A 24,943-nucleotide genomic window follows, 5' to 3' on the forward strand; every position below is an offset into this window, starting at 1 on the left:
AGCTGACGACCTCTTTAGCCGCATTTATATCGAACTCCGGGGCCCAGGCCTTTGGAGTTCACGCGCCCGCAATCGAGTCAGCAAATCGGCGCGTGGGTATTGCAAAAGGAACGCAGAGTATATCGGAAAAAGTGCAAAGCGACGCGGCGCGCGGGCAAGGCGGGCCGGGCGGCGCGCTGCCGCCCGGCGCCTTGGCACGGCCGCTTCACGTGCCCGCGCACCGCGCGAGGCTGCGAAGCCTTATCACTTCCCGGGCGCAGAAGGATGCGCGTTGCGCCAGCGCCGCAGCTGCAAGGCCGCGATGATCATCAGGAGGCCGTACAGGACCGCATAGGCGGCGATCACCCAGATCAGCGAGAGCGCGCCCGCGCCGGGGAACATCGCGAAGAAGAAGCCCACCGTGGCCGAGAGCAGCCCCGAAATCCCGACCGCCCACGGATGCGCGATGGCGTGCCGGTACTGGATCGCGTAGACGATTTCGAAGATGCCTGTGAAGAACGCCCACACGCCGATGATCATCACGAGGACGATGGCGGTCTCGCCGGGCCAGAAGAACGCCACGAGGCCCGCGATCACGCCGATCAGACCGATGATGACGTAGGTCCAGCGCCGCCTGCCGCCGCCGCGCGCACCGTAGATGAGCGCGAACGCGCCGTCGACGATGGCGTAGGCGCCCCAGACGATGGCGAGCGTGAGCACGGTGAGACCGGGCAGCGAGAAGGCGAGCACGCCGAAGAGGATGGCGGCGATGCCGCGCGCGACGAGCCAGCCCCAATGGGCGGACAGGCCCATCAGGATGGGCGGCAGGCCGAGGGGAGGAACGGGACGGTTCATGCGACGGTTCTCCTGGTAGCGACGCGAGCCACCGCCGCGGAAAGACGCCGCGCGGTCGCGCTATTGAAGAATGATGCGGATCTGCTCGTCGGCGTGCTCGCTCGGTGAACGAGTGAAGCCGCTTTGCGCATAGCGATGCCAGCAACCGATCACATAGCGCACGACCAGATTCGCCCGGACCGTTGGATCGTATCCCCTGGCGGCAGGCTTCGCGTTGACATGGTCAGACCCCGAAAGCGCCTTGCGCTCGGCCTCCTGCGCGAGATCGACGCGCAGGCACTGGCGCAGCGACGCTTCGACGCGATCGAGCATCTGGTTCACGCGCTCGGCGAGGCGCTCGTGCTCGCCCACGAGGGCTTCGCAGGTCAGTACGCGGGTCATGCCGGCGTTGCGTGTCGAAAAATTGACGAGCATCAGGGCGATCGCACGCGCCTGCAGCACGCCGCTCGGCTCCTTTTCGACGATCTGGTTGATGAGTCCGAAGAGCGTCTGCTCGATGAAATCGATCAGGCCCTCGTACATCTGGGCCTTGCTCGCGAAATGGCGATACAGCGCGGCCTCGGAAACCCCCAGGCGCGCGGCCAGCGCCGCGGTGGTGATTTTTTCGCCGCGCGGCGCCTCGAGCATGCTGGCGAGCGTCTGGAGAATGTGGATACGGCGTTCGCCCGGTTTCGGGCGGGGAGCGCGGCGGGCCGCGCCCGGCGAATCTGCTGCTTCGACTGCTTCACGCGTTTGTGTCGGCTGCATGGATATCGTCCCTGGCGTTGGCCTCTGGGTGTGCGCTCCCCCGTTTTACTTCGAGCGTCCCGACTGCAGGCCTAGTTTCAGGGATTTTAGCGAACGAATGCGACGATCGACATAGTGAGGCCTGCCGGTGCCCGGCAGGTGCGGCGGCAAATGCCCGGTGATCCAGACGGTGCGGATGCCGAGGCGCCGGTAGCGCTTGAGGTGGCTGCGCGTGTCTTCGATCAGGATCGCATCGGCGAGTGCCACGCCCGCCCGGCGCAGCGTGCCGCGCAGCATCGCGCAGTCGGGCTTGGCGCGCCAGTGGCTGCGCGAGCGCATGCCTTCGATGGCGATCACGCGTTCGAACAGCCGCTCGATGCCGAGTGCCGCGAGCACCGCGTGCGCGTAGTCCTCGGGGCCGTTGGTGAGAACGATCTTGCGTCCGGGCAGGGCGGCGAGCGTGCGGGCGAGGCCGCGCTCGGCGTGCAGCATGCCCTGCAGGTCGTCGAAGGTGTGCACGACCTTGAGGAAGTCGTGCGGGTCGATCGGATGATGGCGCGTGAGGCCGAGCAGCGTCGCGCCGTAGCGGCGCGTGTAGCTCGTGCGCAGATGATTGGCTTCGTCGCGGCTCACGCCGAGCGCGTCGACGATGTACTGCGTCATGCCGGCGTTGATGGCCGGGAAGATCGCGCGCGACGCATTGTGCAGCGTGTTGTCGAGGTCGAAGAGCCAGACCGGGCCGCGCAAGGCGGGGGCGCCATAGCTCGGGCCGCCCGCTGTGCGGGCGACGCGGCGCGGCCGGCGCCGGGCACGCCTGGCATGAAGGCTGGAGTCGGTCATCGCGGACGTGAGACTCGGCGGCGGCACGGCGCCGCCGCAGGGAGGAAGGGGCTTAGTGCGAGCGGATCATCGTGCCGAACGGCTGTTCGGTCAGGATTTCCAGCAGCACGGAGTGTTCGATGCGGCCGTCGATGATGTGCACCGAGCGCACGCCGCTCTTGGCCGCGTCGAGCGCCGATGAGATCTTCGGCAGCATGCCGCCCGAGATCGTGCCGTCTTCGAAGAGGGCGTCGATTTCACGCGCCGAGAGGTCGGTGAGCAGATTGCCCGCCTTGTCCATCACGCCCGGGATGTTCGTCATCATCACGAGCTTTTCGGCGTTGAGCACCACCGCGAGCTTGCCCGCCACAAGGTCCGCGTTGATGTTGTATGAGAGGCCGTCTTCGCCGAAGCCGATCGGCGAGATCACCGGAATGAACGCGTCGTCCTGGAGCGCCTTCACGACCGCCGGGTTAATGGCCTCGACTTCGCCCACCTGGCCGATGTCGATGTACTGACCGGGGTTGTCGCGGTCCGGCATCATCAGCTTGCGCGCGTGGATCAGGCCGCCGTCCTTGCCGGTCAGGCCGACCGCGTGGCCGCCGAAGTGGTTGATGAGCGTGACGATGTCCTGCTGCACCTCGCCGCCGAGCACCCACTCGACGACTTCCATGGTTTCTTCGTCGGTCACGCGCATGCCCTGGATGAACGTGCCTTGCTTGCCGATCTTCTTGAGCGCCGTGTCGATCTGCGGGCCGCCGCCGTGCACGATGACCGGATTGATGCCCACGAGCTTGAGCAGGATGACGTCGCGCGCGAAGCCCTGCTTGAGCCGCTCTTCGGTCATCGCGTTGCCACCGTACTTGATGACGACGGTCTTGCCGTGATACTGGCGAATGTAAGGCAGCGCTTCGGCCAGAATTTCGGCTTTCAGGGTGGGGGCGATCTGCGAAAGGTCGATGGGCTCGGACATGGCGGCGGAGACTGGACGAAAAACAGACGAAACTCGCGGACGAAGATCCGCGGACGAAATACGCGGCGGCAAAACGGTCGAAACAGGCCGGATTGTACAGGACTGGCGCGGTGCAGCAGAGAAAAGGGCGGGGAAAACGACGCGCATCTCGCGCTCGGCGAGGCACATGCGCAACACGGGCGCGGGCGCGTCGGCAGCGCCGCAAAACGGGGCGAAATCGGCAGGAAATGGCAGACCTGAAAAGCGAGGCGCAGGACGCACGCGCGGGCTGTGGCATCATCTTCTTGTCGCCAACCCATGGCTTCGAGAGGAGTGCGCGCCATGACCGCCTCCGCCGTGCCCGCCACCGGCATGAAAAGCGCCCGCTGCCCGCGCTGCGGGAACAGCTTCGACTGCGGCAGGAACACCGAACCCTTCGATTGCTGGTGCAAGTCGCTGCCCGCGTTGCCCGCGAGCGAGCTGGACCCGCGCGGGCGCTGCCTCTGCCCCGAATGCCTCGCGACCGCGGCGGCTCCGGCGGCGGGCGCCGTGCCGAAGGGCAGGAGCGCTATGCCATGAAGTGCGCGCTGACTTACGCGCTGCGTTGCGCACCCTGCGCGAGCGCCGCGAGATCGGCGCCGACTTCGTCGATCACGGGCTCCCACTGTCTGAACGCCTTTTGACGGTACAGCCGGGTATTCGGATTCCACGGACTGTCGCGCCGATCCAGCAGCCAGACCCAATGCGGATTCACGTCCAGCAGCACCCACGCGCGCTTGCCGAGCGCGCCCGCAAGGTGTGCGCTCGACGTGCACACGGAAATCACCAGGTCGAGCGCGTCGACGAACGCGGCAGTGTCGTCGAAGGTCTTCCACTGAGCGCTGAAGTCGGCCACCTCGAACCCCGCCTCGCGCGCCGCGGCGATGTCTTGCCCTGCGCCGGGCCGCAGCGAATAGAACGTCACGCCCTCGATGCCGCCGAAATGCCGGGCGTACCGCTCGAGCCCGACGCGACGAAACGGGTTGCGTTTGTGCGTGAGGCTGCCCGTCCACGCGAGCCCGACCTTCAGACGCTTTTCACCCGCAAGGCGTTCGCGCCAGCGCGCCGCCGCCTCGGGATCGGCCTTGAGGTAAACCGTGGGTCCCGGGATCGTGGCTTCCTCGGTGCCGAAAATGGGCACGTAGCGGCAGAATTGCAGCAGATCGCCCATGCCCTGTTCGCCCCATACCAGCAATGTGCGGCCTGCGAGCGGCTCGCCTCGCCACTCGGGCTTCGGGAACACCGGGCGGCCCATGGCCAGCTCACTCGACCCCTGCCAGCGCATCTCGTGTCCGGGCCAGCCTTCTGCATCGTTGCCGCGCAGAAGCTGGGTCATCGACAGGTTCAAGCGTAGCGATGCGTCGTTGGGCGCATACTGGCAGGCGGCGCGCGCGGCGCGTTCGACCTCGTCCCACTGCTGCGTTTCCTTGCAGGCCATCGCGTGATTGTTCAGGGCGAGCGGGCTTTGCGGCGCGAGATCGAGCGCGCGGGAGCTGGCGCGGAGTGGACGCGCCGTGTCGGTATCGGTTGGGAATACGCGGGCAAGGTTGATCCAGGCGTTGACGTTGTCGGGCTCTTCGGCGACCGTTTCTTCGAGCAGCGGCAGAATCTCGCGGTCTCCAAAATTGATCTGCATCAAAGCTGTTGCAAGATTGTTGCGCAGATTTGGAAACGTACGCGCGATTCCCAGCGCGTGGCGGTAAGGTTCTACCGCTTCGGCGTGACGGTTTGCAAACTGCAGCGCGAGGCCCGCTGCGAACCACGCGGCGGCCCGCTCCGGTGCGAGCCGGGCGATCGCGGCGCTCAGGCGTACGGCTTCTTGCGCCAGGGCGCTGTCCTGTGCGCGAGCGGCGATGAGGACGAGCGAGTCGTTGTCCAGGCCGCGCAGCTCGGCGCGCGTGGCGGCCAGCAATTCGTGTGCGGACGCATCGGTCGCCTTCGGTTCCACTGGCGGTGGCAGCGTCGATGAAATCGAGAAAGAGATTGCGCACAGTGTGAAGTACGTCAGGGGGCGAGGCTTGCATTGTTCCGTCTTGCTTGTCAGAAAGCGCCGAAGCGAATGTGGTCGGCGGATGACATAGATTGAAGCAAACCCTTTCAAGATGATGAATCAGATAAGTCTTAACCGGTAAACTGACAGCATGCATCGCATAACCGTCAGTGCTCGTGTCAATCTCAGCCATCTGTTCTGGCTGCGCAGTCTCGCCATCATCGGCCAGCTCTGTACGATCGCATTCGTGCAGCTCTTCATCGGCGTGCAGTTGCCGCTGCCCGCCATGCTGTTCGTGATCGCCATGGAAGTGGCGTTCAACGGCGTGACCTGGCTGCGCGTCACGCAGGATCGTCCCGAGTCGAATCTCGAACTGTTCGGCCAGCTCTGGGTCGATCTCGGCGCGCTTTCCGCGCTGCTCTTTCTTTCCGGCGGCACGACCAATCCGTTCGTCTCGCTGTACCTGCCCTCGCTCGCCATCGCGGCCGCCGTGCTGCCGTGGTATCTCACTGCCTGGCTCGCGGCCTTCGCAGTGGCCTGCTATGTGCTGCTCGGCTTCGACAACGTGCCGCTCAATCTCGACAATCCCGCCAACCTGTTCGACTACTATCGCGCGGGCATGTGGGTGAACTTCATGGTGAGCGTGTGCCTGATCGTGTGGTTCGTCGCGCGTATGTCGCGTGCGCTGCGCCAGCGCGACACGGCGCTCGGCGACGCGCAGCAGCGCCTGCTGCGCGACGAGCGCGCCGTGGCGCTGGGCGTGCAGGCCGCCACCGTGGCGCACGAGATCGGCACGCCGCTCTCGACCATCGCCATGCTCACCGAGGAGCTGCGCGACGTCGCGCGAACGGACGAGGGCCTCGAACCGTATGCCGCCGACCTCGAACTGCTCGACAAGCAGATCTCGCTTTGCACCTCGGCGCTCGCACGGCTGAGGAGCCGCGCGTCGTCCACGGGCGCGCGCCAGGTCGTGAGCGAATGGCTCGGGCCGTTCGTCGAGCAATGGCGCCTGCGCCATCCGCACGTGAAGTTCGAACTCCTCGACAATGGGCCGGGCGACTTCGCCCTCGACGACACCGTCGCCGTCGGCCAGATCCTCACCATCCTGCTCGACAACGCCGCGCGCGCCAGCCGCGATTTCGTGACGCTGCGCGCCTATGCGGCCGCGCGAGCCGGTTACGTCGATTTCGAAGTTTGCGACGCGGGGCCCGGCATTCCGTCATCGCTGCGTGCCTCGCTGGGCGCCGCGCCCGTGGACAGCACCCAGGGCGGTCACGGCGTCGGGCTGTATCTCGCGTTTTCGTCGGCGGCGCGGCTTGGCGGCTCGATCGAGCTCAACGACGTCATGCCGCCCGGCAGCGCGTCGGGCGAAGTGAGCGGCGCGGACGACGAGACGCCGGCCGGCGTCGTAACCGGCAGCGGCATGCCCAAGCGCCGCCCGCGTGGCACCCGTGCGGTGCTGCGCCTGCCGGCGAAGCAGGTCAAGGTGGGTCAGGCGAGCCCCGCGGCGGCGGCGCGCGAGGGCGCAGCGCCCGCGGGTTCGGAGATTGGATCAGGCGAGGGGCCGACCCGGCCCGACGCCGCGTAACAACACGGAGAATCAGGCATGAGCGATATGAGTTTTCTGGTCATCGACGACGACGAAGTGTTCTCCGACATCCTCACGCGCGGCCTCACGCGGCGCGGCTTCGAGGTGAAGCAGGCACACAATGCGGAAGAGGCGATTCGCTGCGCCAACCAGCAGAAGTTCTCGCAGATCACCGTGGACCTGCATCTCGGCAACGACTCAGGCCTGTCGCTCATCGCGCCGTTGCGCGAGCTGCAGCCGGACGCACGCATGCTCGTGCTCACGGGCTATGCGAGCATCGCCACGGCGGTGCAGGCTGTGAAGGACGGCGCGGACAACTATCTGGCCAAGCCCGCCAACGTCGAGATGATTCTCTCGGCACTCCAAAGCGATGCGAGCGCCATGCAGGCCGAAGAGGCCATCGAGCACCCGGCGCCGCTCTCGGTCGCGCGCCTCGAATGGGAGCACATCCAGCGCGTGCTGGCCGAGCACAACGGCAACATCTCGGCCACGGCGCGCGCGCTCAACATGCACCGGCGCACGCTGCAGCGCAAGCTCGCGAAGCGCCCGGTGCGCCAGTAAGCACAGCCCGGCGCGGCAAAAAAAAAGGGACCCCGCGGGGGGTCCCTTTTTCATGCGCCATGCGTAACGTTTAGAGCACGTAACGCGACAGGTCTTCGTCCTGCGCCACTTCGCCGAGCGCCTTGTCGACATAGGCGGCGTCGATGCTCACGCTCTGGCCCGCGTGATTGCCGGCCGCGAACGACACATCTTCCAGCAGCTTTTCGATCACCGTGTAGAGACGGCGCGCGCCGATGTTCTCGGTCTTCTCGTTCACGGAGAAGGCGATTTCCGCGAGGCGGCGAATGCCGTCTTCGGCGAAATCGAGTTGCACGTCCTCGGTTGCGAGCAGCGCCTGATACTGCTTCACGAGGCTCGCGTCGGTCGCGACCAGAATCGCTTCGAAGTCCTTCACGGAGAGCGAGTCGAGTTCCACGCGAATCGGGAAACGGCCCTGCAGTTCGGGAATCAGATCGCTCGGCCTCGAAAGATGGAACGCGCCGCTCGCGATGAACAGGACGTGATCGGTCTTCACCATCCCGTATTTCGTGTTGATGGTCGTGCCTTCCACGAGCGGCAGCAGATCGCGCTGCACGCCCTGACGCGAAACTTCACCGCCGCTGCCTTCGTTGTTGCGCGAGGCGATCTTGTCGATTTCGTCGAGGAACACGATGCCGTTCTGCTCGACGTTCTGCACGGCCTTTTGCTTGACCTCTTCGTCATTGAGCATCTTGCCGGCTTCCTCGTCGGTCAGCAGCTTGAGCGCTTCCTTGACCTTCACCTTGCGGCGCGTTTTCTTGCCGCCGCCCAGATTGGCGAACATCGAGCGGATCTGCTCGGTCATGTCTTCCATGCCCGGGGGGCCCATGATGTCCATGCCCACTTGCGGCTGCTCGACGTCCAGCTCGATTTCCTTGTCGTCGAGCTGGCCTTCGCGCAGGCGCTTGCGGAAGGTCTGACGCGTGGCGTTGTCGCCGCCTTCGGCGTGGCTCGCCGCATCAGACGAACCGAAGCCTACCGGGCGCGCGCTCGGCAGCAGGATGTCGAGGATGCGGTCTTCGGCCTGATCCGTGGCCTTGCTGCGCACCTTGCGCATTTCCGTTTCGCGCGTCTGCTTCACCGAGATTTCGATGAGGTCGCGCACGATGCTGTCCACGTCGCGGCCCACGTAGCCCACTTCGGTGAACTTGGTCGCTTCGATCTTGATGAACGGCGCGTCCGCGAGCTTCGCGAGACGGCGCGCGATTTCGGTCTTGCCGACGCCGGTCGGCCCGATCATGAGGATGTTCTTCGGCGTGATTTCCTGGCGCAGCGGATCGGCGACCTGCTGGCGGCGCCAGCGGTTGCGCAGCGCGACGGCCACGGCCTTCTTCGCGTTCGCCTGGCCGATGATGTGCTTGTCGAGTTCCGAGACGATCTCGGCGGGGGTCATGGTGCTCATCCTGATTCCTTCTCGTCTGTGCGGTCGGTTGGCGAGTTATTCGATGGTTTCGATCACGCGATTGTGGTTCGTGTAGATACACATGTCGCCCGCGATCTCGAGCGATTTTTCGACGATCTCGCGCGGCGAGAGTTCGGTGTTCTTCAGGAGCGCGCGGGCCGCGGCCTGCGCATACGCGCCGCCCGAACCGATCGCACAGATGCCTTCTTCGGGATCGAGCACGTCGCCGTTGCCGGTGATCACGAGCGTGGTGGTCGGGTCGGCGGCGATCAGCATGGCTTCGAGGCGGCGCAGCATGCGGTCGGTGCGCCAGTCCTTGGCGAGTTCGACGGCGGCGCGCGTGAGGTTGCCCTGATGCTTTTCGAGCTTGGCTTCGAAGCGGTCGAGCAGCGAGAACGCGTCGGCGGTGCCGCCGGCGAAGCCGACCATGACCTTGCCGCCGTAAATGCGCCGGACCTTCTTCGCGCCACCCTTCATGACGATGTTGCCGAGGGTGACCTGGCCGTCGCCGCCGAGCGCGACCTTGTCGCCGCGCCGCACGGATACGATCGTCGTGCCGTGAAATTGCTCCATGTGCGTTCCTTTTTACAGTTGATGCCGGGTTGGATGCGAAGGTGGTGTGCCTGCCGCTTTTGGGTGGGCGCCGCGGTGCCCGCGCGTCGTGGGCGCTGCGGGCGCCGCCGCCCTGAATCCGGGTGCGCTGCGCGCGCCTCTCGGGCGCCGCGAGCGCATATCACCTGGAGTTTAGGGCGGCGATGGGCATATCAAGGCCCGCGGGCACAGAAAACGGCACGGCGGCCGGGCGTGCAACGGCGCGCGCAAAAGAAAAAAGCGCACGGGACTCCGTGCGCTTCGACAGGGAAGGCAAGTCGCTAGCCGCGCAAGCAGGGCTGCGCGGCCAGAAAAAAGCTCAATCGCCGAACAGCTTCTGGCGCAGTTCGCGTCGCTCTTGCGCTTCGAGCGAGAGCGTGGCGGTCGGACGCGCGAGCAGACGCGGGATGCCGATCGGCTCGCCCGTTTCTTCGCACCAGCCGTAGTCGCCGGAATCGATGCGAGCGAGCGATTGCTGCACCTTCTTGAGCAGCTTGCGTTCGCGGTCGCGTGTACGCAGCTCGAGCGCATGCTCTTCTTCGATGGTCGCGCGGTCGGCCGGATCGGGAACGATCACGGTTTCGCGCAGATTCTCGGTGGTCTGGCCCGCATTGCGGAGGATTTCCGCCTGCAGCTGTTCGAGCCGGTTCTTGAAGAAGGCGAGCTGATCCTCGTTCATGTAATCCTTGTCGCTCATCTTCAGGATTTCGGCTTCGGTCAAGAGTCGTTTCGTCGTCATCTGGCTTGCTTCTTCAATGAGTGAGGCAAAACTGGCACATCTTGCCTGCACTTTTGTGTTGCCCGCAGTGGCCGCAGTGGCCTTTACCAACCTTTACCACTTTGCCAGGCGCAGTTACCGCGCCGTTATATGCGCGCTGGCGGGCACGGACGATGAACTGTCGTGACGCCCGAAGCGCCGCTGCGGGGCCGAACTCCTCTGGAAACCGGTCATCAGATGCTCCTGAGGCATATATCGTACCGACTGCGCGCTGCGACGCGATGCGCTGCCGGCGGGGCGTCCCTCGGCTGAATTCCGGGGCACCTCTCTTCCAGTGGGGCCGTATTGTAACCGAACCGCAAACTCGCGCCGCAAGCGGGAAATCCCTGCGGTGGCCCGCCTGTCACCAGGCCGTTTGTGTACCGGTCGATATCCAGAAAATATAACGCGCCAATCGTGAAAAAGCGATGGTCGGGTACGTTATTTGACGCACGAAACCGGCAGAATTCTTTGCGCGGGCCGCAAACTCAGTCCCGGGCCGCGTCGCAGTGCACAAACTCCAGACGAAAACGCCCGGCAGCGGGCCGGGCGTATCGGGAAAAGCGGGGAAGCCTGTCAGGCGAGGCAGGCGTCGAGCCCGTCGGTGATGAGGTCCTGCGGCAGTTCGATGCCGATGAACACCATCTTGCTGCCCTTCTTCTCGATCGGCAGCCACTTGGCGGCCAGGTCGCTGCCCATCATCTGATGCACGCCCTGGAACACCACCTTGCGGTCCACGCCCTTCATGTAGAGCACGCCCTTGTAGCGCAAGAGGCGCTCGCCGTAGATCTGCAGGATGCCGCCGAGGAAGTCTTCCAGGCGGTTCGGATCGAACGGACGGTCGCTGCGGTAGACGAACGACTTGATCTTGTCGTCGTGGTGCGCGTGATGGTGGTGGGCGTGATCGTGGCCTTCGTGGTTGCACTGGCCGTGATCGTGGTCGCAATCGGCGTGGTCATGATCATGCGCGTGATCATGGTCATGATCGTGATGCGCGTGAGCGTGATCGTCTTCGGCGAGGAAGTCGGGGTCGATTTCGAGCTTGGCGTTCAGGTTGAAGCCGCGCAGGTCGAACACTTCCTTGATGTCGGCCTCGCCGAAATTCACCTGGCGGATCTGCGCCTTCGGGTTCATGTGCAACACGCGATGACGCAGGTCGGCGAGTTCGTTTTCGTCGACGAGGTCGGCCTTCGTGATGAAGAGGCGGTCGGCGAAACCCACCTGGCGCTGCACCACTTCGTGCTCGTCGAGCTGATGGTTGCCGTGCTTGGCGTCCACGAGCGTGATGATCGCGTCGAGCAGGAATTCGTCGGCGATCTCGTTATCCATGAAGAACGTCTGCGCGACCGGGCCCGGATTGGCGAGGCCGGTGGTTTCGATCACCACACGGTCGAAGTCCAGCTTGCCGTCGCGCTTTTGCTGCGCGAGGTCGCCGAGCACGCGCGCGAGGTCGCCGCGAATCGTGCAGCAGATGCAGCCGTTGCTCATCTGGATGATCTGCTCGGTGCTGTCCTGCACGAGGATTTCGTTGTCGATGTTCTCTTCGCCGAACTCGTTCTCGATCACGGCGATCTTCATGCCGTGCTTCTCGTTCAGGATGCGCTTGAGCAGCGTGGTTTTGCCGCTGCCGAGAAAGCCGGTCAGGATGGTGACGGGAATCATGCTGGTTGCCATGCTGTCTGCCTGGTAGGTGTTCGAGGGGTACGTTCAGGCGCGCCGCTTCGTGCTGTCGCTGCCTTCGAGTGTTACAACATAACTTCCTATTGAAACATATCTGCGCTGCGCCCGCATGCGGCGGCCGGGCGCGAAACCCAATCGGGGCGCGAACGCCCGGTTCGAAAGGTGCTCCAGCGCGCCGCCGAAAAAGCTCAGGTAAGGCCGTCTCAGGCGATTTGCAACAGCAGGCCCTTCAGATATTCGCCTTCCGGGAACGCCGTGAGCAGCGGGTGATCCACACCCGCGCCAAGGCGCTTGAGGATACGCGCGTCCACCCTGGCGTCGGCGGCGGCGCCGGCCACGATCTTCTGGAACAGCGCCGAATCGATCGCACCCGAGCACGAGTACGTGAACAGCAGACCGCCCGGGCGCAGCAGCTTGAAACCCGTGAGATTGATGTCCTTGTAGGCGCGCGCGGCGCGGTCCACGTGTTCGCGCGAGGCCGCGAACTTGGGCGGATCGAGCACCACGAGATCGAAGCGCTCGCCCTCGTCGTAGAGGCGGCGCAGCGTCTTGAAGGCGTCGGCGTCGAGCCAGGCGGCGAGCGCTGCGTCGAAGCCGTTCGCCTCGACGTTCTTCTGCGCCGTGGCGAGCGCTTCGCCCGAGGAGTCGATCGACACCACGCGTTTCGCGCCGCCCTTCATGGCCGCGAGCGAGAAGCCGCCGGTGTAGCAGAAGCAGTTGAGCACCTCGCGCTCGCGCGCGTACGTCTGCACGAGCGCGCGGTTGTCGCGCTGATCCACGTAGAAGCCGGTCTTGTGGCCGTTGCGCACGTCCACGTGATAGCGCACGCCGTTCTCGCTCGTGATGATCGTTGCGGGCGGTTCGTCGCCGGCGAGCAGGCCGGTGATCTGTTCGAGCCCTTCCTTCTCGCGGATCGACACGTCCGAGCGCTCGTAGACGTTCGGGCAGCCCGTGGCCGACGTGAGCGCGGCGACGATCGCCTCCTTCCACACCTCGACGCCCGCCGCCATGAACTGGCACACGAGCTGGCCGCGGCCGTCGCCGCCATCCTCGAGGTAGTAGTCGACGATCAGGCCAGGCAGGCCGTCGGCCTCGCCGAAGATCAGGCGCACCGCGCCCGTGCCGCTCACCATCGCGCGGCGGTCGGCCACGGCGCGCTGCACGCGCCGCTTGAAGAACGCGTGGTCGATCGGCTCGTTTTCGTCGAAGCTCCACACACGCGCGCGGATCTGCGAATGCGGGCTGTAGGCGGCGCGCCCGAGAAAGCGGCCATCGGCCGCGCGAACGATGACGGTGGCGCCTGGCGCGGGCTTGCCTTCCACGCGGTCGATCGCGTTCGCGTAGACCCACGGATGGCGGCGCAGCAGGGATTTTTCTTTGGACGGCTTGAGGGTGACGATATTCATGATGGGTTCGATGCAGGGTAACGGCACTGGTGTCGCGCAGCGTTGCGCGAGCGCCGTGGCGTATCAATCGCGCTTCTTGGCGCGCGGATGCGCGGTGTCGTAGACCTTCGCGAGGTGCTGAAAATCGAGCGACGTATAGACCTGGGTGGCCGAGATGCTCGCGTGGCCGAGCAGTTCCTGCACGGCGCGCAGGTCCCCGCTCGACTGCAGCAGATGGGTGGCGAACGAGTGCCGCAGCACGTGCGGGTGCACGTTCGCCGGGATGCCCGCCGCGATGGCGGCGCGCTTCACGCGCTCGCGCACCACGCCCGGCGCCATGCGGTTGCCGCGCACGGAGAGAAAGAGCGGGGCGTCGTCGTGCTTCACGAAGGCGCTGCGGGCGGCGAGCCAGGCGTCGAGCGCGTCGAGCGCCTTGCGCCCGACCGGCACCATGCGGTGACGGTTGCCCTTGCCCAGTACCTCGACTTCGGCGGCGTCGCGCTTGAGCCAACCCGCCGATTCGTAGCCATCGCGCTTCACGTAACGCACGTCGAGTCCCACGAGCTCGGCGAGACGCAGCCCCGACGAGTAGAACAGCTCGAGCATCGCGCGGTCGCGCAACGCCTCGGGGCCGCCTTCTTGCGCGCCGGCGATGGCGGGCGCTTCCATGAGATGCGCGGCGTCGTCGACGGAAAGCGCCTTCGGCAGTGTTTTGGCGCGCTTGGGCGCACGCACGGCGGCCACGGGATTCGCGTCCATTTCGATGCGCCCCGCGAGCCAGCGATAGAAGGCGCGCCACGCCGATAGCCGGTGCGCGATCGAGCGCGCCGAGAGACCGCCCGCATGCGCGCGCGCCACCGCGCCGCGCACTTGCGCGGGGGTGAGCGTTTCGAGCGGCTTGCCGTTGGCGAGCGTCTTCAGCTCGTCGAGTTCATGCGTGTAGCCGCGCAGCGTGTGCTCCGAGAGCCGCCGCTCGTGTTCGAGCGTCGCGAGGTAGTCGGCGATCGGATCGGTTGGGTTCACGTCGTGCGGCCTGGACGGGTGTCAGTGCGGCAGCAGGCGCGAGAGCGCTGCGCTCGCGAGTGCGCCGATCTGCGTGAGAAAGTCGGTGGCCATGCCTTCGTGGAAGCGGCGCGGGTCGGGCGAGCCCATCACCAGCAGGCCAAAGGCTTCGGCCACTGGCGCGTCGTTCGAGGCCACGGCGGGGGCGCGCAGCGCGATGATCGCGACCGATTCGGCGGCGCCGTCGCTCGAGTCGAGCCATTGCGCGGCCTCGAAGCCGGTGTTCGCGCCGCAATACGGCGTGTCGAGACTGTTCGCGAAGATGCGCACTTCCTCGCCGGTATGGCGCGCGAAGTCGGCCTGGCTGTAGGCCTCGGCCACGTCCCACACGCGCAGCGCGGCCTGCGGCATGTCGAACACGTCGCGCAGGTTCTGCGTGATCGAGCGCGGCAGCGCGTACGGATCGCGCTCGGCGATCATGCGCGTGGTCCAGCGGTTGAATTTCGCGGCGATCGAATCGTTCTCGTGACCGTAGCGAAGCAGCTCCGAAAGACGCCGCTCGAGATGCTTGTTCTTCTCGCGCAGCATTTCCATCTGGCGTTCCTGCAGCGAGACGGCAGCCTTGCCGTGCGGATTGCCTAGCTTGATCGTCGCGAGCAGTTCGGCGTGCTCAACGAAAAAATCGGGGTGGGCGAGCAGATAGTCGGCAACTTCGCGATCGTTCATGTTGTGGACGCGTTGTAGTTGTGAGGCGCGCACGGCGGCGCGCAGGCTGTCATGCGGTTGATTGTTTTTGCGTATTCGTGCGGCGCGACGTTCTCTCGTTGCGCACGCCGCACGACGCCGATGGTGCGCGCTAGTCGGCCAGCTCGATCTCGCCTTCGAACACCGTGGCGGCCGGGCCCGCCATGGTGAGCGCGGCGGATTCGTTGCGCGCGCCGTCCCAGGCGATGGTCAGCAGGCCGCCGTGGGTATGCACCTTCACGGGCGTGTCGAGCAGCCCGCGGCGAATACCCGCCGCCACGGCCGCGCACGCGCCCGTGCCGCACGCGAGTGTTTCGCCCGCGCCGCGCTCGAATACGCGCAGCTTCACTTCGTGGCGCGAAACGATCTGCATGAAACCGGCATTCACCTTGTTCGGGAAACGCGCATGCGTTTCGATGACCGCGCCTTCAGCCTTCACCGGGTACGCCTCGACGTCGTCCACGACCTGCACCGCGTGCGGGTTGCCCATCGAGACGACTGACACCCAGCGCCGTGCGCCGTTCACGTCGAGCGGCCAGAGCGTGTCGTTGCCTTCGCGGCGGCCTTCGAGGCCGTTCGCGTTGAACGGCACGAGCGCCGGCTCGAACTCGGGGCGGTCCATGTCGACGACGACTTCACCGTTTTCCTGCACGACGAGCGTGATCGTGCCCTTCTGCACCTGCACGCGCACGCGGCTCGAATCGGTTAGCTTGCGGTCGCGCACGAATTTCACGAAGCAGCGCGCGCCGTTGCCGCAGTGCTCGACCTCGCCGCCGTCGCAATTGAAGATGCGATAGCGGAAGTCCACGCCTTCCACGGTCGGCTTCTCGACCAGCAGCAACTGGTCCGCGCCGATGCCGAAGTGGCGATCGGCGAGCGCGCGCACGCGCTCGGGCGTGAGCGCGAGGTCCTGGCTGTAGCCGTCGAGCACGACGAAGTCGTTGCCCGCGCCGTGCATCTTGGTGAATTTGAGTTTCATGCCGTTATTGTAAGCGAGGCCCGGGCGAAAACCCGGGCCTCGATCGTGTGTGCGACGCTCAGCTGTATACGCTCGGCTCGCCTGGCGGCCGCGTCTTGAAGCGCTTGTGGACCCAGTAGTACTGCTCGGGAATGCGCGGAATCTGTTCTTCGAGGAAGGCGTTCATGCGGCGTGCGTCGAGGTCGTCGTCGCCGGTTGGATAATTTTCCCAAGGTTTGAACACTTTGAGCCGATAACCCTTGTAATTGGGCAACACCTCGCCGATGAACGGTACGACCTGCGCATGACCCACCTTCGCCAGACGCCCCACCGCCGTGAGCGTGCACGCCGGCACGCCGAAGAAGGGCACGAACGTGGAATTGCGCATGCCGTAATCCATGTCGGCGCCGAGCATCACGGGCTTCTTGTCGCGCAGCCAGCGCAGCACGGCGCGCGCGCTGTCCGCGCGGCTCACCATTTCCGCGCCGAAACGGCTGCGTCCCGCCTTGGCCGCGGCCTCGAATTCTGGGTTCGAGAACGGCTGGTAGAGCGAGCCGCAGGGCCGGTGCAGCGAGTAGTTGAGGAACATGGAGCCCGCCTCGATACCCACGAAATGCAGGCCGAGGAAGAGCGTAGGCGGCAGGTTCGGATCGGTGAGATCGATCTCGCTGTCGAGCTCGACGATTTTTTCGAGCTTCTTAGCCGAGGCGAACCATTGCACGCTGCGCTCCATGTAGCTGCGAATGGCGTGACGGAAGTGCAGCCCCGCCACTTCCTCGCGCTTTTCGTCGCTCCACGCGGGGAAGCACAGGCGCAGATTCGTATGAACGACGCGCTTGCGCCGGCTCGGGATCTTGTAGAGCAGCCAGCCGAGGCCGTCGCCCAGACGCGCGACGAAGCCATAGGGCAGGATCGCGAACAGCTTGAGCAAGCCGATGGCGAAACGGGAGCCGAGTTTGCCTAGCATGCGGCAACTCCGCGGCAGGGCTTGCGAACTGTGAAGAAGGCGACGAACGGCACGCGAGGGTACTCTGCGACAATTTAAGGAAGTCGCTATAATAAGGGCTTCGCCGAGTTAATAGACAACTTGCGGGGCGAAGCCGGTGGGCTGTGAACTACGCGTGATCGATCGCGAATCATGGCAGCCGGGCAGCAATTCCGCTAAAGCGTCGCCGCTTCAAAGCTCCCGAAGCTGGCTACGTGAACTCAACCGTCACCAGCTACAAGGAGCTAGACAAGTGGCAAACGACTATTTCTTCACCTCCGAATCCGTCTCCGAAGGCCATCCGGACAAGGTCGCCGACCAGATCTCGGACGCGATCCTCGACGCCATCCTCACGCAGGACAAGTACTCGCGCGTTGCAGCGGAAACGCTCTGCAACACGGGTCTCGTCGTGCTCGCCGGTGAAATCACCACGACGGCCAACGTCGACTACATCCAGGTCGCGCGCGACACCATCAAGCGCATCGGCTACGACAACACCGACTACGGCATCGACTACCGCGGCTGCGCGGTGCTCGTCGCCTACGACAAGCAGTCGCCGGACATCGCCCAGGGAGTGGACCGCGCGCACGACAACAACCTCGACCAGGGCGCCGGCGACCAGGGCCTGATGTTTGGCTACGCGTGCGACGAAACGCCCGAGCTGATGCCGCTGCCGATCCACCTGTCGCACCGTCTGGTCGAGCGCCAGTCGAACCTGCGCCGCGACGGCCGTCTGCCCTGGCTGCGTCCGGACGCGAAGTCGCAGGTCACGATCCGCTACGTCGACGGCAGGCCGCACGCCATCGACACCGTCGTGCTCTCCACGCAGCATTCGCCGGACATCGATCTCGGCACGCTGCGCGAAGCCGTGATCGAAGAAGTCATCAAGCCGGTGCTGCCGGCCGAGCTGATCAAGGGCGACATCAAGTTCCTCGTGAACCCGACCGGTCGCTTCGTGATCGGCGGCCCGCAGGGCGATTGCGGTCTCACGGGCCGCAAGATCATCGTCGATACCTACGGCGGCGCAGCCCCGCACGGCGGCGGTGCGTTCTCGGGCAAGGATCCGTCGAAGGTGGACCGCTCGGCAGCCTATGCTGGCCGCTACGTTGCGAAGAACATCGTGGCCGCCGGGCTCGCGTCGCGCTGCCTGATCCAGGTGTCGTACGCAATCGGCGTCGCTGAGCCGACCTCGGTCATGGTCAACACGTTCGGCACCGGCAAGGTGTCGGACGCGACCATCACGAAGCTCGTGCGCGAACACTTCGACCTGCGTCCGAAGGGCATCATCCAGATGCTCGACCTGCTGCGTCCGATCTACGAAAAGACCGCCGCTTACGGCCACTTCGGCCGCGAAGAGCCGGAATTCTCGTGGGAAGCGACCGACAAGGCGCTGGCTCTCGCCGAAGCCGCCGGCACGGAGCCGGTCAGCGCAGCCGTCGCGTAAGCGTTCGCAAAAGCCGGCCTCGCGCCGGCTCGAGCTAAGAAAAACCCCGCAGGGCGCAAGCCCATGCGGGGTTTTTGTTTTCTGCGGATCGCGCGGCGTGGGTCGCGCGCGGGCTCAGCGCATCGCGAAGCCGAACCAGCCCGCGCTGCTCGCGGCCATCCGGCGCGGCTTGCGCGTGCTGCGCGCCACATGAACCGTGGAAGGCGCGGCGAGCGTGCGCAGCGGCGCATTCGGGCGATAGAGCAGCGTGCGCAGCGAGAAGTGACGCGTGCCCGAGCGCATGCGCAGCACGGCGAAGAACGAGTGGAACCAGCTGCGCATATTGTCGACGGGCTTCACTTCGCGCACTTGTTGCGTGAGCGCGCGGGTGCGGGCGGCGTGGTGTCGCAGTGCACGCACCAGGTGACGGCGGGCGGGGCGTGCCGCTTTCAGGGCTGTGTGGGCGGCGTGGGTCATGCGTTGAGTATCGAAGAGGGTATGCATGGCGGTTGAGCAATCGGGTTCGAGGTGCGCCTTGCGCGACGCTTTGCATCGAGCAGCAAACGTGCCTGTCTTTCAGGGCGTCACGATCTGGGTGGACGGGAGACAGGCCGCATGGCGCGGCGTAAGACGCGACGCGACGGATTCTTCTGTTGGAGCGCCTTGGGTGGCAAGGCGTTCACGGCGATCCGTGCGTGCGATGAGAATTCGGCAAAGTAAAACAACATCACGGCAGGCTACACGCGAATCATGACGGCAGAAAGTCGGTTAATACCCGGCCCTGCGCGTCTTTGATGCACTCGATCCCGCCCTTTGTCCTCATCGCGGTGCGTGCGCGCCATTCGCGTGCAGCTCGATTTGCGGCGCGCATGGAGCCACCTCGTGTGAGCGCGTGGTCCTTCCCGCCGTGCCGGCACGCTTTACAATCGATGAGTCGGCGCGCGCCGACGCCTCAGCCCTGGTCGCTTAACGAAGCGACGAACGCAGGCTGCGGCCCTTGCTCGCATCGAGATCGCATAACGGAAGTCCCATGTCAGTCCATTCAAAGAAAGAACAGGTGCAGGCGCTGCGCGAGCGCGGCTTCGTGGTGGTGCCGGGGCTCGTCTCGCCCGAGCGCTGCGAGGCGATCAAGCGGGTTGCGCAGGAGCAGTTGCAGGCGGCCGCCGCGCCGCTCGAATTCGAAGCCGATCTGCGCTACCCCGGCGCGCCCGAATCGAAGGACGCCCCTGGTGGCCATACGGTGCGGCGCCTGCTCGACGCGTACTCGCGCCACGCGCTGTATCGCGAATGGGCCACGTCGCCGGAAATTGCGGGGTGGATGGAGTTGTATTTCGGCGAGGAGCCGGTGCTGTCGTGCGCGCATCACAACTGCATGATGACGAAGCACCCGCACTTCGGCAGCCTGACGGGCTGGCACCGCGACGTGCGCTACTGGTCGTTCGAGCGCGACGACCTCGTGTCGGTCTGGCTCGCGCTCGGGCCCGAGAAGATGGAAAACGGCGGCCTGTGGTTCGTGCCGGGCTCGCACGACGCGCCGTTCACTTCGGACAAGTTCGACGCCGCGAAATTTTTCCGCGCCGACCTGCCCGAGAACAAGGTGTGGATCGACCGCGCCATCGCCCCGACGCTCGCCGCCGGCGATGTGGTCTTCTTCCACTGCAACACGCTGCATTCGGCGGGGCAAAACCAGAGCGATCAGGTGAAGTTTTCCCTCGTGTACACGTATCACGGCGCGAGCAACGTGCCGCTGCCGGGCACGCGCTCGGCGTCGAAACCCGAGGTGAAGTTCTGAGCCGATACAGCCGCGCTTTCGCCTAGCGCCGGCGCCCCGACATCGTGAGCCCGGTGATGCCCGCGAGCGTCGCAGCGATGCCGCCCACAATCAGGAGAATCGTGCGGTTGGTGGGCGCGCCGGTGAAGAGGCGCGACATGTCGTTCGCGAACGAATGGAGCGACTGGCCGCCGAAGTACAACAGGACGACGCCACAGGCGATGAGCGCGATCGAAATCGCTTTGGCCATGAACGACCTCTCGCAAAGGATGGACGCCGCAGTGTAGGCGAGTGGCCGCGGCGCGTCCAGGGTGCGGTTTTTCTGGCGGCCTGACGCGCGCTGCTCCGCACTGTCCATCGCCTTTCCCGCATAGTGGACATCTGCACGGCTTGGGCGGATTGGCTAACATAGCTGCCTCACGCGAGCGGCGCGCCCCACGGCGCGTTGCGCCCATCCCTTCGCTCACTACCCGTTTTTCGCCGAGGATTCAGACCATGGCTTACGAAGCAGCCTCAGAACGCTATTCGGACATGCAGTACCGCTTTTGCGGCAAGTCGGGGCTCAAGCTGCCCGCACTGTCGCTCGGTCTGTGGCACAACTTCGGCGACACCACGCCGATCTCGACCCAGCGCGATATCCTGCGCACCGCGTTCGATCTCGGCGTCACGCACTTCGACCTCGCGAATAACTACGGCCCGCCGTATGGCAGCGCCGAAACCAACTTCGGCCGCATTTTCAAGGACGATTTCCGTCCCTACCGCGACGAACTCCTGATCTCGTCGAAGGCCGGCTGGGACATGTGGCCGGGTCCGTACGGCCAGGGCGGCGGCTCGCGCAAGTACGTGCTCGCGAGCCTCGACCAGAGCCTGCAGCGCATGGGCCTCGACTACGTCGACATCTTCTATTCGCACCGCTTCGACGTGGAAACGCCGCTCGAAGAAACCGCGGGCGCGCTGGCCACGGCCGTGCAGCAGGGCAAGGCGCTCTATGTCGGCATCTCGTCGTATTCGCCCGCGAAGACGCGCGAAATGGCGAAGCTGCTCGCCGAATACAAGGTGCCGCTGCTCATTCACCAGCCGTCGTACAACATGCTCAACCGCTGGGTCGAGGAAGAACTGCTCGACACGCTGGAGGACCTGGGCACGGGCAGCATTGCGTTCACGCCGCTCGCGCAGGGCGTGCTCACGAACAAGTACCTCAACGGCGTGCCTGAAGACGCGCGCGTGAACCGCCCGGGCGGCGGCTCGCTCAAGAGTGAGCACCTGAGCGAGCAGAACATCGAACACGTGCGCAAGCTCAACGACCTCGCGCTGCGCCGCGGCCAGAGCCTCGCGCAGATGGCGATCGCCTGGACGCTGCGCGGTGAGCGCGTGACCTCGGCGCTGATCGGCGCGAGCCGCGCGGAGCAGGTGCGCGAGAACGTCGCGGCGCTGAAGAACCTGGCGTTCTCGAAGGAAGAACTTGCGGAGATCGACCGCTATGCGACCGAGGGCGGCGTGAACCTGTGGGAGAAGCCGTCGACCGATCAGCCGATCTGAGCGGCCCGCTTTTGCCCGCTTCCCGGCGCAAAGAACCGTCTCCTCGTGAGGCGGTTTTTTTATGCGCGAACGATCGGGCGCAGATCGGCCATGGCCGCACGGCGCGCCGTTCTTCGCCTTGTCATGTGGCCCTGCTAACGTCGCGGCAGCCTTTGCCGCGAGGAATCACCATGGAGTCCTTGAGCGCCGAATCTGACGCGCTTTCCCCGTCCGCCACGTGCGCCGAACCGGCTAGGCGGACCACGAACCCACCACAACCCGCAACGGCGGGCCGCATGAACGCCGGGCTGATCGCGTTCGCGTTCACGGCGCTCTGCTACGAACTCATCGGATTGCCGCTTTTGCTGGACGCGGCGGGCGGCCCGACGCTCGCCCTCGTGGCGACGCTCGCGCCCGTCGTGCTCGCCACGCCGATCCACTGGGGCCTCATTCACGAAGGCATACACGGACAACTGGCGCGCGACCGGCGCGTGAACGAGTGGCTCGCCCGCGCGCTCTCGATTGGTCTGGCGATGCCGTTCGACGCCGTGCGTTTCGGACACCTGATGCATCACCGCTTCACGCGCGAGCCGTTCGACCGGCCCGATGTGCACGACACGCACGACGCGAGCGGCCCGCGCTGGCGTCGTCGCGTGGCGTACTACGGGCGGCTGATGGGCGGCCTGTACCTCGCCGAACTGCTGCTGCCGCTTCTGGCGTTTGTGCCGGTGCGGCTCGCGCGCGCCGTCATTGCGCGCGGCGTGGGCACGCATGGCCGCGAAGGCGTGCAGGTGCAGCGGCTCTTCGCGAACCACGCCGCCGATCCCGTGAGGCGCCGCCGCGCGCGGCGCGACTGGCTTGCGTCGCTCGCCCTCTATGCGGCTTCGTTCGCCCTCTACGGCAAGGCCTGGCCCGTGCTACTCGCGGCGATGTACCTGCGCGGACTGTGGCTCTCGCTTGCCGACAACCTGCCGCACTACGGCGTCGCGCTCGAAGAACCGGGACGCGCGCGGGATTTTCGCGTGCCGCGCGCGCTGGGCGTGCTGCTGATGAATCATCATCTGCATCGCCAGCATCATCTGCATCCGACGCTGCCGTGGACGGCGCTGCCCGCGCTCGTGCACGCCGAAGAGGCCGCAGGCGCGGCGGCGCGAACGGATTATCTCGCCGCTGCGTTGCGTCAGTTCAGGGGATTGCAGCCGGGCATCGATCCCAGCTGAGAGGGATGGTGCGAGCGAGTGGCGCGCCTGCACGCAAGCCGCGGCGCTTTGCGCCGCGAGGATGCCGCATCGTCACTTCGCGCCGACGCATCACGAACGCCGTGCGTACGAAGCGTACGGCAAACGTCCGCTACATCAGCGCCGGCAGTGTCTCGACGAGCGCAACGGCCGCGAGTACGCCGATCAGCGCGCCGATCACGCGCAGCGTGTTGTGTCTGAATTCCGTCGCGCACGGCACGGCGCCAAGAAAGAGCGCGCCAGCGAGGGCCATCGGGATGATCATCACGAAATCGCCGATCGTGAAATAACCTTCCATGCTCGTCTCCTTATCGTATGGGCGACGAAGGCTCGCAGTGGTTGTCGTTCTCGTCGCCATGCCAGTCGCATGACGCTGCGGCCCCGGGCCTGAAATCGAGTATAGGTGAGGGCCGCGAGCACGGCGGCGCGCGTGTGCGCCGCCGTGCTCGCCGTGAATCTCATGCCGCGTCGCAAAAGCCCGCCAGAAGCGGCGTTCCGCTGCGGTGCGATGCGCACGGACCGCAATTCGCGAGTCGTCTGAATATTACGAACATCTTTCGATTGCAATCGCACGCGCCACACAAAGGGGCGAGTGTGCACGTTGCATGCCGCGCGGGCGGCTTAGCGGGCTCAGGCCGCTCCGGCCCGCTCGCGCGCGCGCAATGTGAGCGCCAGCGCGAGCCCCACGACCAGCAGCACGATCACGAGGCCGGCCACACCGCCCCAGCCCGCGACGGCCCAGAAGTGTCCGCCGATCGAACCCATCACGCTCGACCCGAGGTAATAGGCGAGCAGGTAAAGCGCAGCGGCCTGGCCCTTCGCTTCGCGCGCGAGCCGGCCGACCCAGCCGCTCGCCACCGCATGCCCCGCGAAGAAGCCGATGGTCAGGCAGGCGATGCCTGCCGCAATCGCCGAGAGCGGCGTGAACAGCGTGAGCACGACGCCCGTGAGCATCAGCGCGAGACCGGCGATCAGCACGCGGCCGCGCCCGAACGTGTCAGCCATGCGGCCCGACCACGGCGAGGCGACCACGCCGGTCAGGTAGACGAGGAAAATCGCGCCGATGGCCGCCTGGCTCATGTGATAAGGCGTCGCGATCAAGCGATAGCCGATGTAGTTATAGAGCGTGACGAAGCTGCCCATCAGCACGAAGCCCATGGCGAACAGCATGGGCAGACCCGGCCGCGCGAAATGGCGCAGCAGCGCCGCGCGATGATGCGCGAAACCGAGGCCGCTCTTCGGCACGAAGTGGCGTGACGGCGGCAGGAGCGAGCGGAACGCGAACATGGAGGCGAGCCCGAGGACGCCGATTACGGCCACGGCCACGCGCCAGCCGAACAGGTCGGTGACGATGCCCGTGATCACGCGCCCCGCCATGCCGCCGATCGCCGTGCCGCCCACGTAGAGACCCATCGAGAGGCCGAGGCCGTCCGGGTGCATTTCCTCGGCGAGCCAGGCCATGGCCACGGCGGGCACGCCGCCGAGCGCGATGCCCTGGAGTGTGCGCAGCACGAGCAGCTGGTGCCAGTGCGGCACGAAGGCGGTGGCGAGCGTGAGCAGCGACGAGGCGCACAGCGACGCGGTCATCATGCCGCGCCGGCTCCAGCCTTCGGAGACGAAGCCCGCGACGAAGATCGCGATGGCGAGCGCGGCCGTCGTGAATGAGAGTGAGAGGCTGCTCTGCGCCGGACTCACGCCGAAGGTTTCGGAGAACGCGGGCAGGAGCGGCTGCACGCAGTAGAGAAGCGAAAAGGTGGCGTAGCCGGCGAACAGCAGCGCGAGGCTTGCGCGCCAGAATTCGGGGGTGCCGCGTTCGATGTACGGAACGGCGGAGGGCGCGGAAGTGCGCTGGGCGCCCGGTGATGCAGTCACGACAGGATCTCCAGCAATATTGCGAAGGCGCAACGATACGCCTGTTGGGCAAATGGCGTTGTCGAGCGCCGCAGGCCGGGTGCCTGATGC

Annotated in this window: 25 protein-coding genes; 7 read left to right on the forward strand and 18 right to left on the reverse strand. The window is 65.9% G+C overall.

The window, feature by feature from the left end; translation table 11 throughout:
* Window positions 1–243: 243 nt before the first annotated feature.
* The 4 genes from M3I56_RS29775 to argB are packed head-to-tail and all read right to left on the reverse strand — an operon-like array spanning window position 244 to window position 3,352.
* The gene (locus M3I56_RS29775; protein WP_051481330.1) at window positions 244–834 is read right to left on the reverse strand and encodes an HdeD family acid-resistance protein; all 591 of its coding nucleotides are present in this window, start codon (window positions 832–834) and stop codon (window positions 244–246) included.
* Window positions 835–894: 60 nt separating this feature from the next.
* Entirely contained in the window at window positions 895–1,581 is a 687-nt protein-coding gene (slmA, locus tag M3I56_RS29780) for a nucleoid occlusion factor SlmA (protein WP_254356997.1), read from the reverse strand.
* 45 nt (window positions 1,582–1,626) lie between these two features.
* Window positions 1,627–2,400 carry a pyrimidine 5'-nucleotidase gene (locus tag M3I56_RS29785; RefSeq protein ID WP_254356998.1) on the reverse strand — a complete coding sequence of 258 codons (774 nt, stop codon included), beginning with the start codon at window positions 2,398–2,400 and terminating at the stop codon, window positions 1,627–1,629.
* 52 nt (window positions 2,401–2,452) lie between these two features.
* The gene (gene argB / locus M3I56_RS29790; protein WP_028203194.1) at window positions 2,453–3,352 is read right to left on the reverse strand and encodes an acetylglutamate kinase; all 900 of its coding nucleotides are present in this window, start codon (window positions 3,350–3,352) and stop codon (window positions 2,453–2,455) included.
* Window positions 3,353–3,673: 321 nt separating this feature from the next.
* On the opposite strand from argB, the gene M3I56_RS29795 reads away from it, so the two are divergent.
* Window positions 3,674–3,910 (forward strand): cysteine-rich CWC family protein, encoded by a 237-nt coding sequence (locus M3I56_RS29795; RefSeq protein WP_254356999.1) that lies wholly within the window; start codon window positions 3,674–3,676, stop codon window positions 3,908–3,910.
* A 13-nt stretch (window positions 3,911–3,923) separates the two neighbouring features.
* On the opposite strand, the gene M3I56_RS29800 is transcribed toward M3I56_RS29795, so the two are convergent.
* Window positions 3,924–5,318: a hypothetical protein gene (locus M3I56_RS29800; RefSeq protein ID WP_254357000.1), complete on the reverse strand. Its 1,395-nt coding sequence runs from the start codon at window positions 5,316–5,318 to the stop codon at window positions 3,924–3,926.
* Between the two features lie 193 nt (window positions 5,319–5,511).
* Between M3I56_RS29800 and M3I56_RS29805 the strand changes: the two genes are divergently transcribed.
* A complete protein-coding gene (locus tag M3I56_RS29805; protein WP_254357001.1) occupies window positions 5,512–6,948 on the forward strand; it encodes an ATP-binding protein in 1,437 nt (478 codons plus the stop codon).
* A gap of 18 nt (window positions 6,949–6,966) precedes the next feature.
* Window positions 6,967–7,509, forward strand: a complete 543-nt coding sequence (locus tag M3I56_RS29810; RefSeq protein ID WP_254357002.1) for a response regulator transcription factor — start codon at window positions 6,967–6,969, stop codon at window positions 7,507–7,509.
* Between the two features lie 70 nt (window positions 7,510–7,579).
* On the opposite strand, the gene hslU is transcribed toward M3I56_RS29810, so the two are convergent.
* From hslU to M3I56_RS29855, 9 genes are all read right to left on the reverse strand, one after another.
* Entirely contained in the window at window positions 7,580–8,929 is a 1,350-nt protein-coding gene (gene hslU / locus M3I56_RS29815) for an ATP-dependent protease ATPase subunit HslU (protein WP_254357003.1), read from the reverse strand.
* A 36-nt stretch (window positions 8,930–8,965) separates the two neighbouring features.
* Complete coding sequence (gene hslV, locus M3I56_RS29820) at window positions 8,966–9,502, reverse strand: ATP-dependent protease subunit HslV (RefSeq protein WP_254357004.1); 537 nt, start codon at window positions 9,500–9,502, stop codon at window positions 8,966–8,968.
* A 337-nt stretch (window positions 9,503–9,839) separates the two neighbouring features.
* On the reverse strand, window positions 9,840–10,259 hold the full coding sequence (dksA, locus tag M3I56_RS29825) for an RNA polymerase-binding protein DksA (protein WP_028203189.1): 420 nt from the start codon (window positions 10,257–10,259) through the stop codon (window positions 9,840–9,842).
* 594 nt (window positions 10,260–10,853) lie between these two features.
* Window positions 10,854–11,939 carry a GTP-binding protein gene (locus tag M3I56_RS29830; protein ID WP_254357030.1) on the reverse strand — a complete coding sequence of 362 codons (1,086 nt, stop codon included), beginning with the start codon at window positions 11,937–11,939 and terminating at the stop codon, window positions 10,854–10,856.
* 221 nt (window positions 11,940–12,160) lie between these two features.
* Window positions 12,161–13,363: a class I SAM-dependent rRNA methyltransferase gene (locus tag M3I56_RS29835; protein WP_254357005.1), complete on the reverse strand. Its 1,203-nt coding sequence runs from the start codon at window positions 13,361–13,363 to the stop codon at window positions 12,161–12,163.
* Window positions 13,364–13,426: 63 nt separating this feature from the next.
* Window positions 13,427–14,365, reverse strand: coding sequence for a tyrosine recombinase XerC (gene xerC / locus M3I56_RS29840; RefSeq protein ID WP_254357006.1), 939 nt, complete (start codon window positions 14,363–14,365; stop codon window positions 13,427–13,429).
* A 21-nt stretch (window positions 14,366–14,386) separates the two neighbouring features.
* Entirely contained in the window at window positions 14,387–15,070 is a 684-nt protein-coding gene (locus tag M3I56_RS29845; protein ID WP_028203185.1) for a DUF484 family protein, read from the reverse strand.
* Window positions 15,071–15,200: 130 nt separating this feature from the next.
* Entirely contained in the window at window positions 15,201–16,067 is an 867-nt protein-coding gene (gene dapF / locus M3I56_RS29850) for a diaminopimelate epimerase (protein ID WP_254357007.1), read from the reverse strand.
* Between the two features lie 58 nt (window positions 16,068–16,125).
* On the reverse strand, window positions 16,126–17,013 hold the full coding sequence (locus M3I56_RS29855) for a lipid A biosynthesis lauroyl acyltransferase (protein WP_254357008.1): 888 nt from the start codon (window positions 17,011–17,013) through the stop codon (window positions 16,126–16,128).
* Window positions 17,014–17,284: 271 nt separating this feature from the next.
* Here M3I56_RS29855 and metK point away from each other — a divergent pair, with 271 nt between their 5' ends.
* Complete coding sequence (gene metK, locus M3I56_RS29860; protein WP_254357009.1) at window positions 17,285–18,475, forward strand: methionine adenosyltransferase; 1,191 nt, start codon at window positions 17,285–17,287, stop codon at window positions 18,473–18,475.
* Between the two features lie 114 nt (window positions 18,476–18,589).
* On the opposite strand, the gene M3I56_RS29865 is transcribed toward metK, so the two are convergent.
* Complete coding sequence (locus M3I56_RS29865) at window positions 18,590–18,958, reverse strand: hypothetical protein (protein ID WP_028203181.1); 369 nt, start codon at window positions 18,956–18,958, stop codon at window positions 18,590–18,592.
* Between the two features lie 526 nt (window positions 18,959–19,484).
* On the opposite strand from M3I56_RS29865, the gene M3I56_RS29870 reads away from it, so the two are divergent.
* A complete protein-coding gene (locus M3I56_RS29870) occupies window positions 19,485–20,246 on the forward strand; it encodes a phytanoyl-CoA dioxygenase family protein (protein WP_254357010.1) in 762 nt (253 codons plus the stop codon).
* Window positions 20,247–20,268: 22 nt separating this feature from the next.
* On the opposite strand, the gene M3I56_RS29875 is transcribed toward M3I56_RS29870, so the two are convergent.
* The gene (locus tag M3I56_RS29875) at window positions 20,269–20,475 is read right to left on the reverse strand and encodes a DUF3185 family protein (protein WP_254357011.1); all 207 of its coding nucleotides are present in this window, start codon (window positions 20,473–20,475) and stop codon (window positions 20,269–20,271) included.
* A 245-nt stretch (window positions 20,476–20,720) separates the two neighbouring features.
* Here M3I56_RS29875 and mgrA point away from each other — a divergent pair, with 245 nt between their 5' ends.
* Together mgrA and M3I56_RS29885 are read left to right on the forward strand one after the other, a co-directional pair.
* A complete protein-coding gene (mgrA, locus tag M3I56_RS29880) occupies window positions 20,721–21,764 on the forward strand; it encodes an L-glyceraldehyde 3-phosphate reductase (RefSeq protein ID WP_254357012.1) in 1,044 nt (347 codons plus the stop codon).
* A gap of 275 nt (window positions 21,765–22,039) precedes the next feature.
* Window positions 22,040–22,963 (forward strand): fatty acid desaturase, encoded by a 924-nt coding sequence (locus M3I56_RS29885; protein ID WP_254357013.1) that lies wholly within the window; start codon window positions 22,040–22,042, stop codon window positions 22,961–22,963.
* A gap of 130 nt (window positions 22,964–23,093) precedes the next feature.
* Here the strand turns inward: M3I56_RS29885 and M3I56_RS29890 are convergent, their stop codons facing one another.
* Entirely contained in the window at window positions 23,094–23,279 is a 186-nt protein-coding gene (locus tag M3I56_RS29890) for a hypothetical protein (RefSeq protein WP_028203177.1), read from the reverse strand.
* Window positions 23,280–23,611: 332 nt separating this feature from the next.
* The gene (locus tag M3I56_RS29895; RefSeq protein ID WP_254357014.1) at window positions 23,612–24,853 is read right to left on the reverse strand and encodes an MFS transporter; all 1,242 of its coding nucleotides are present in this window, start codon (window positions 24,851–24,853) and stop codon (window positions 23,612–23,614) included.
* Window positions 24,854–24,943 lie beyond the last annotated feature (90 nt).

Source organism: Paraburkholderia sp. CNPSo 3281 (assembly GCF_024206515.1).
Lineage (GTDB): Bacteria > Pseudomonadota > Gammaproteobacteria > Burkholderiales > Burkholderiaceae > Paraburkholderia > Paraburkholderia nodosa.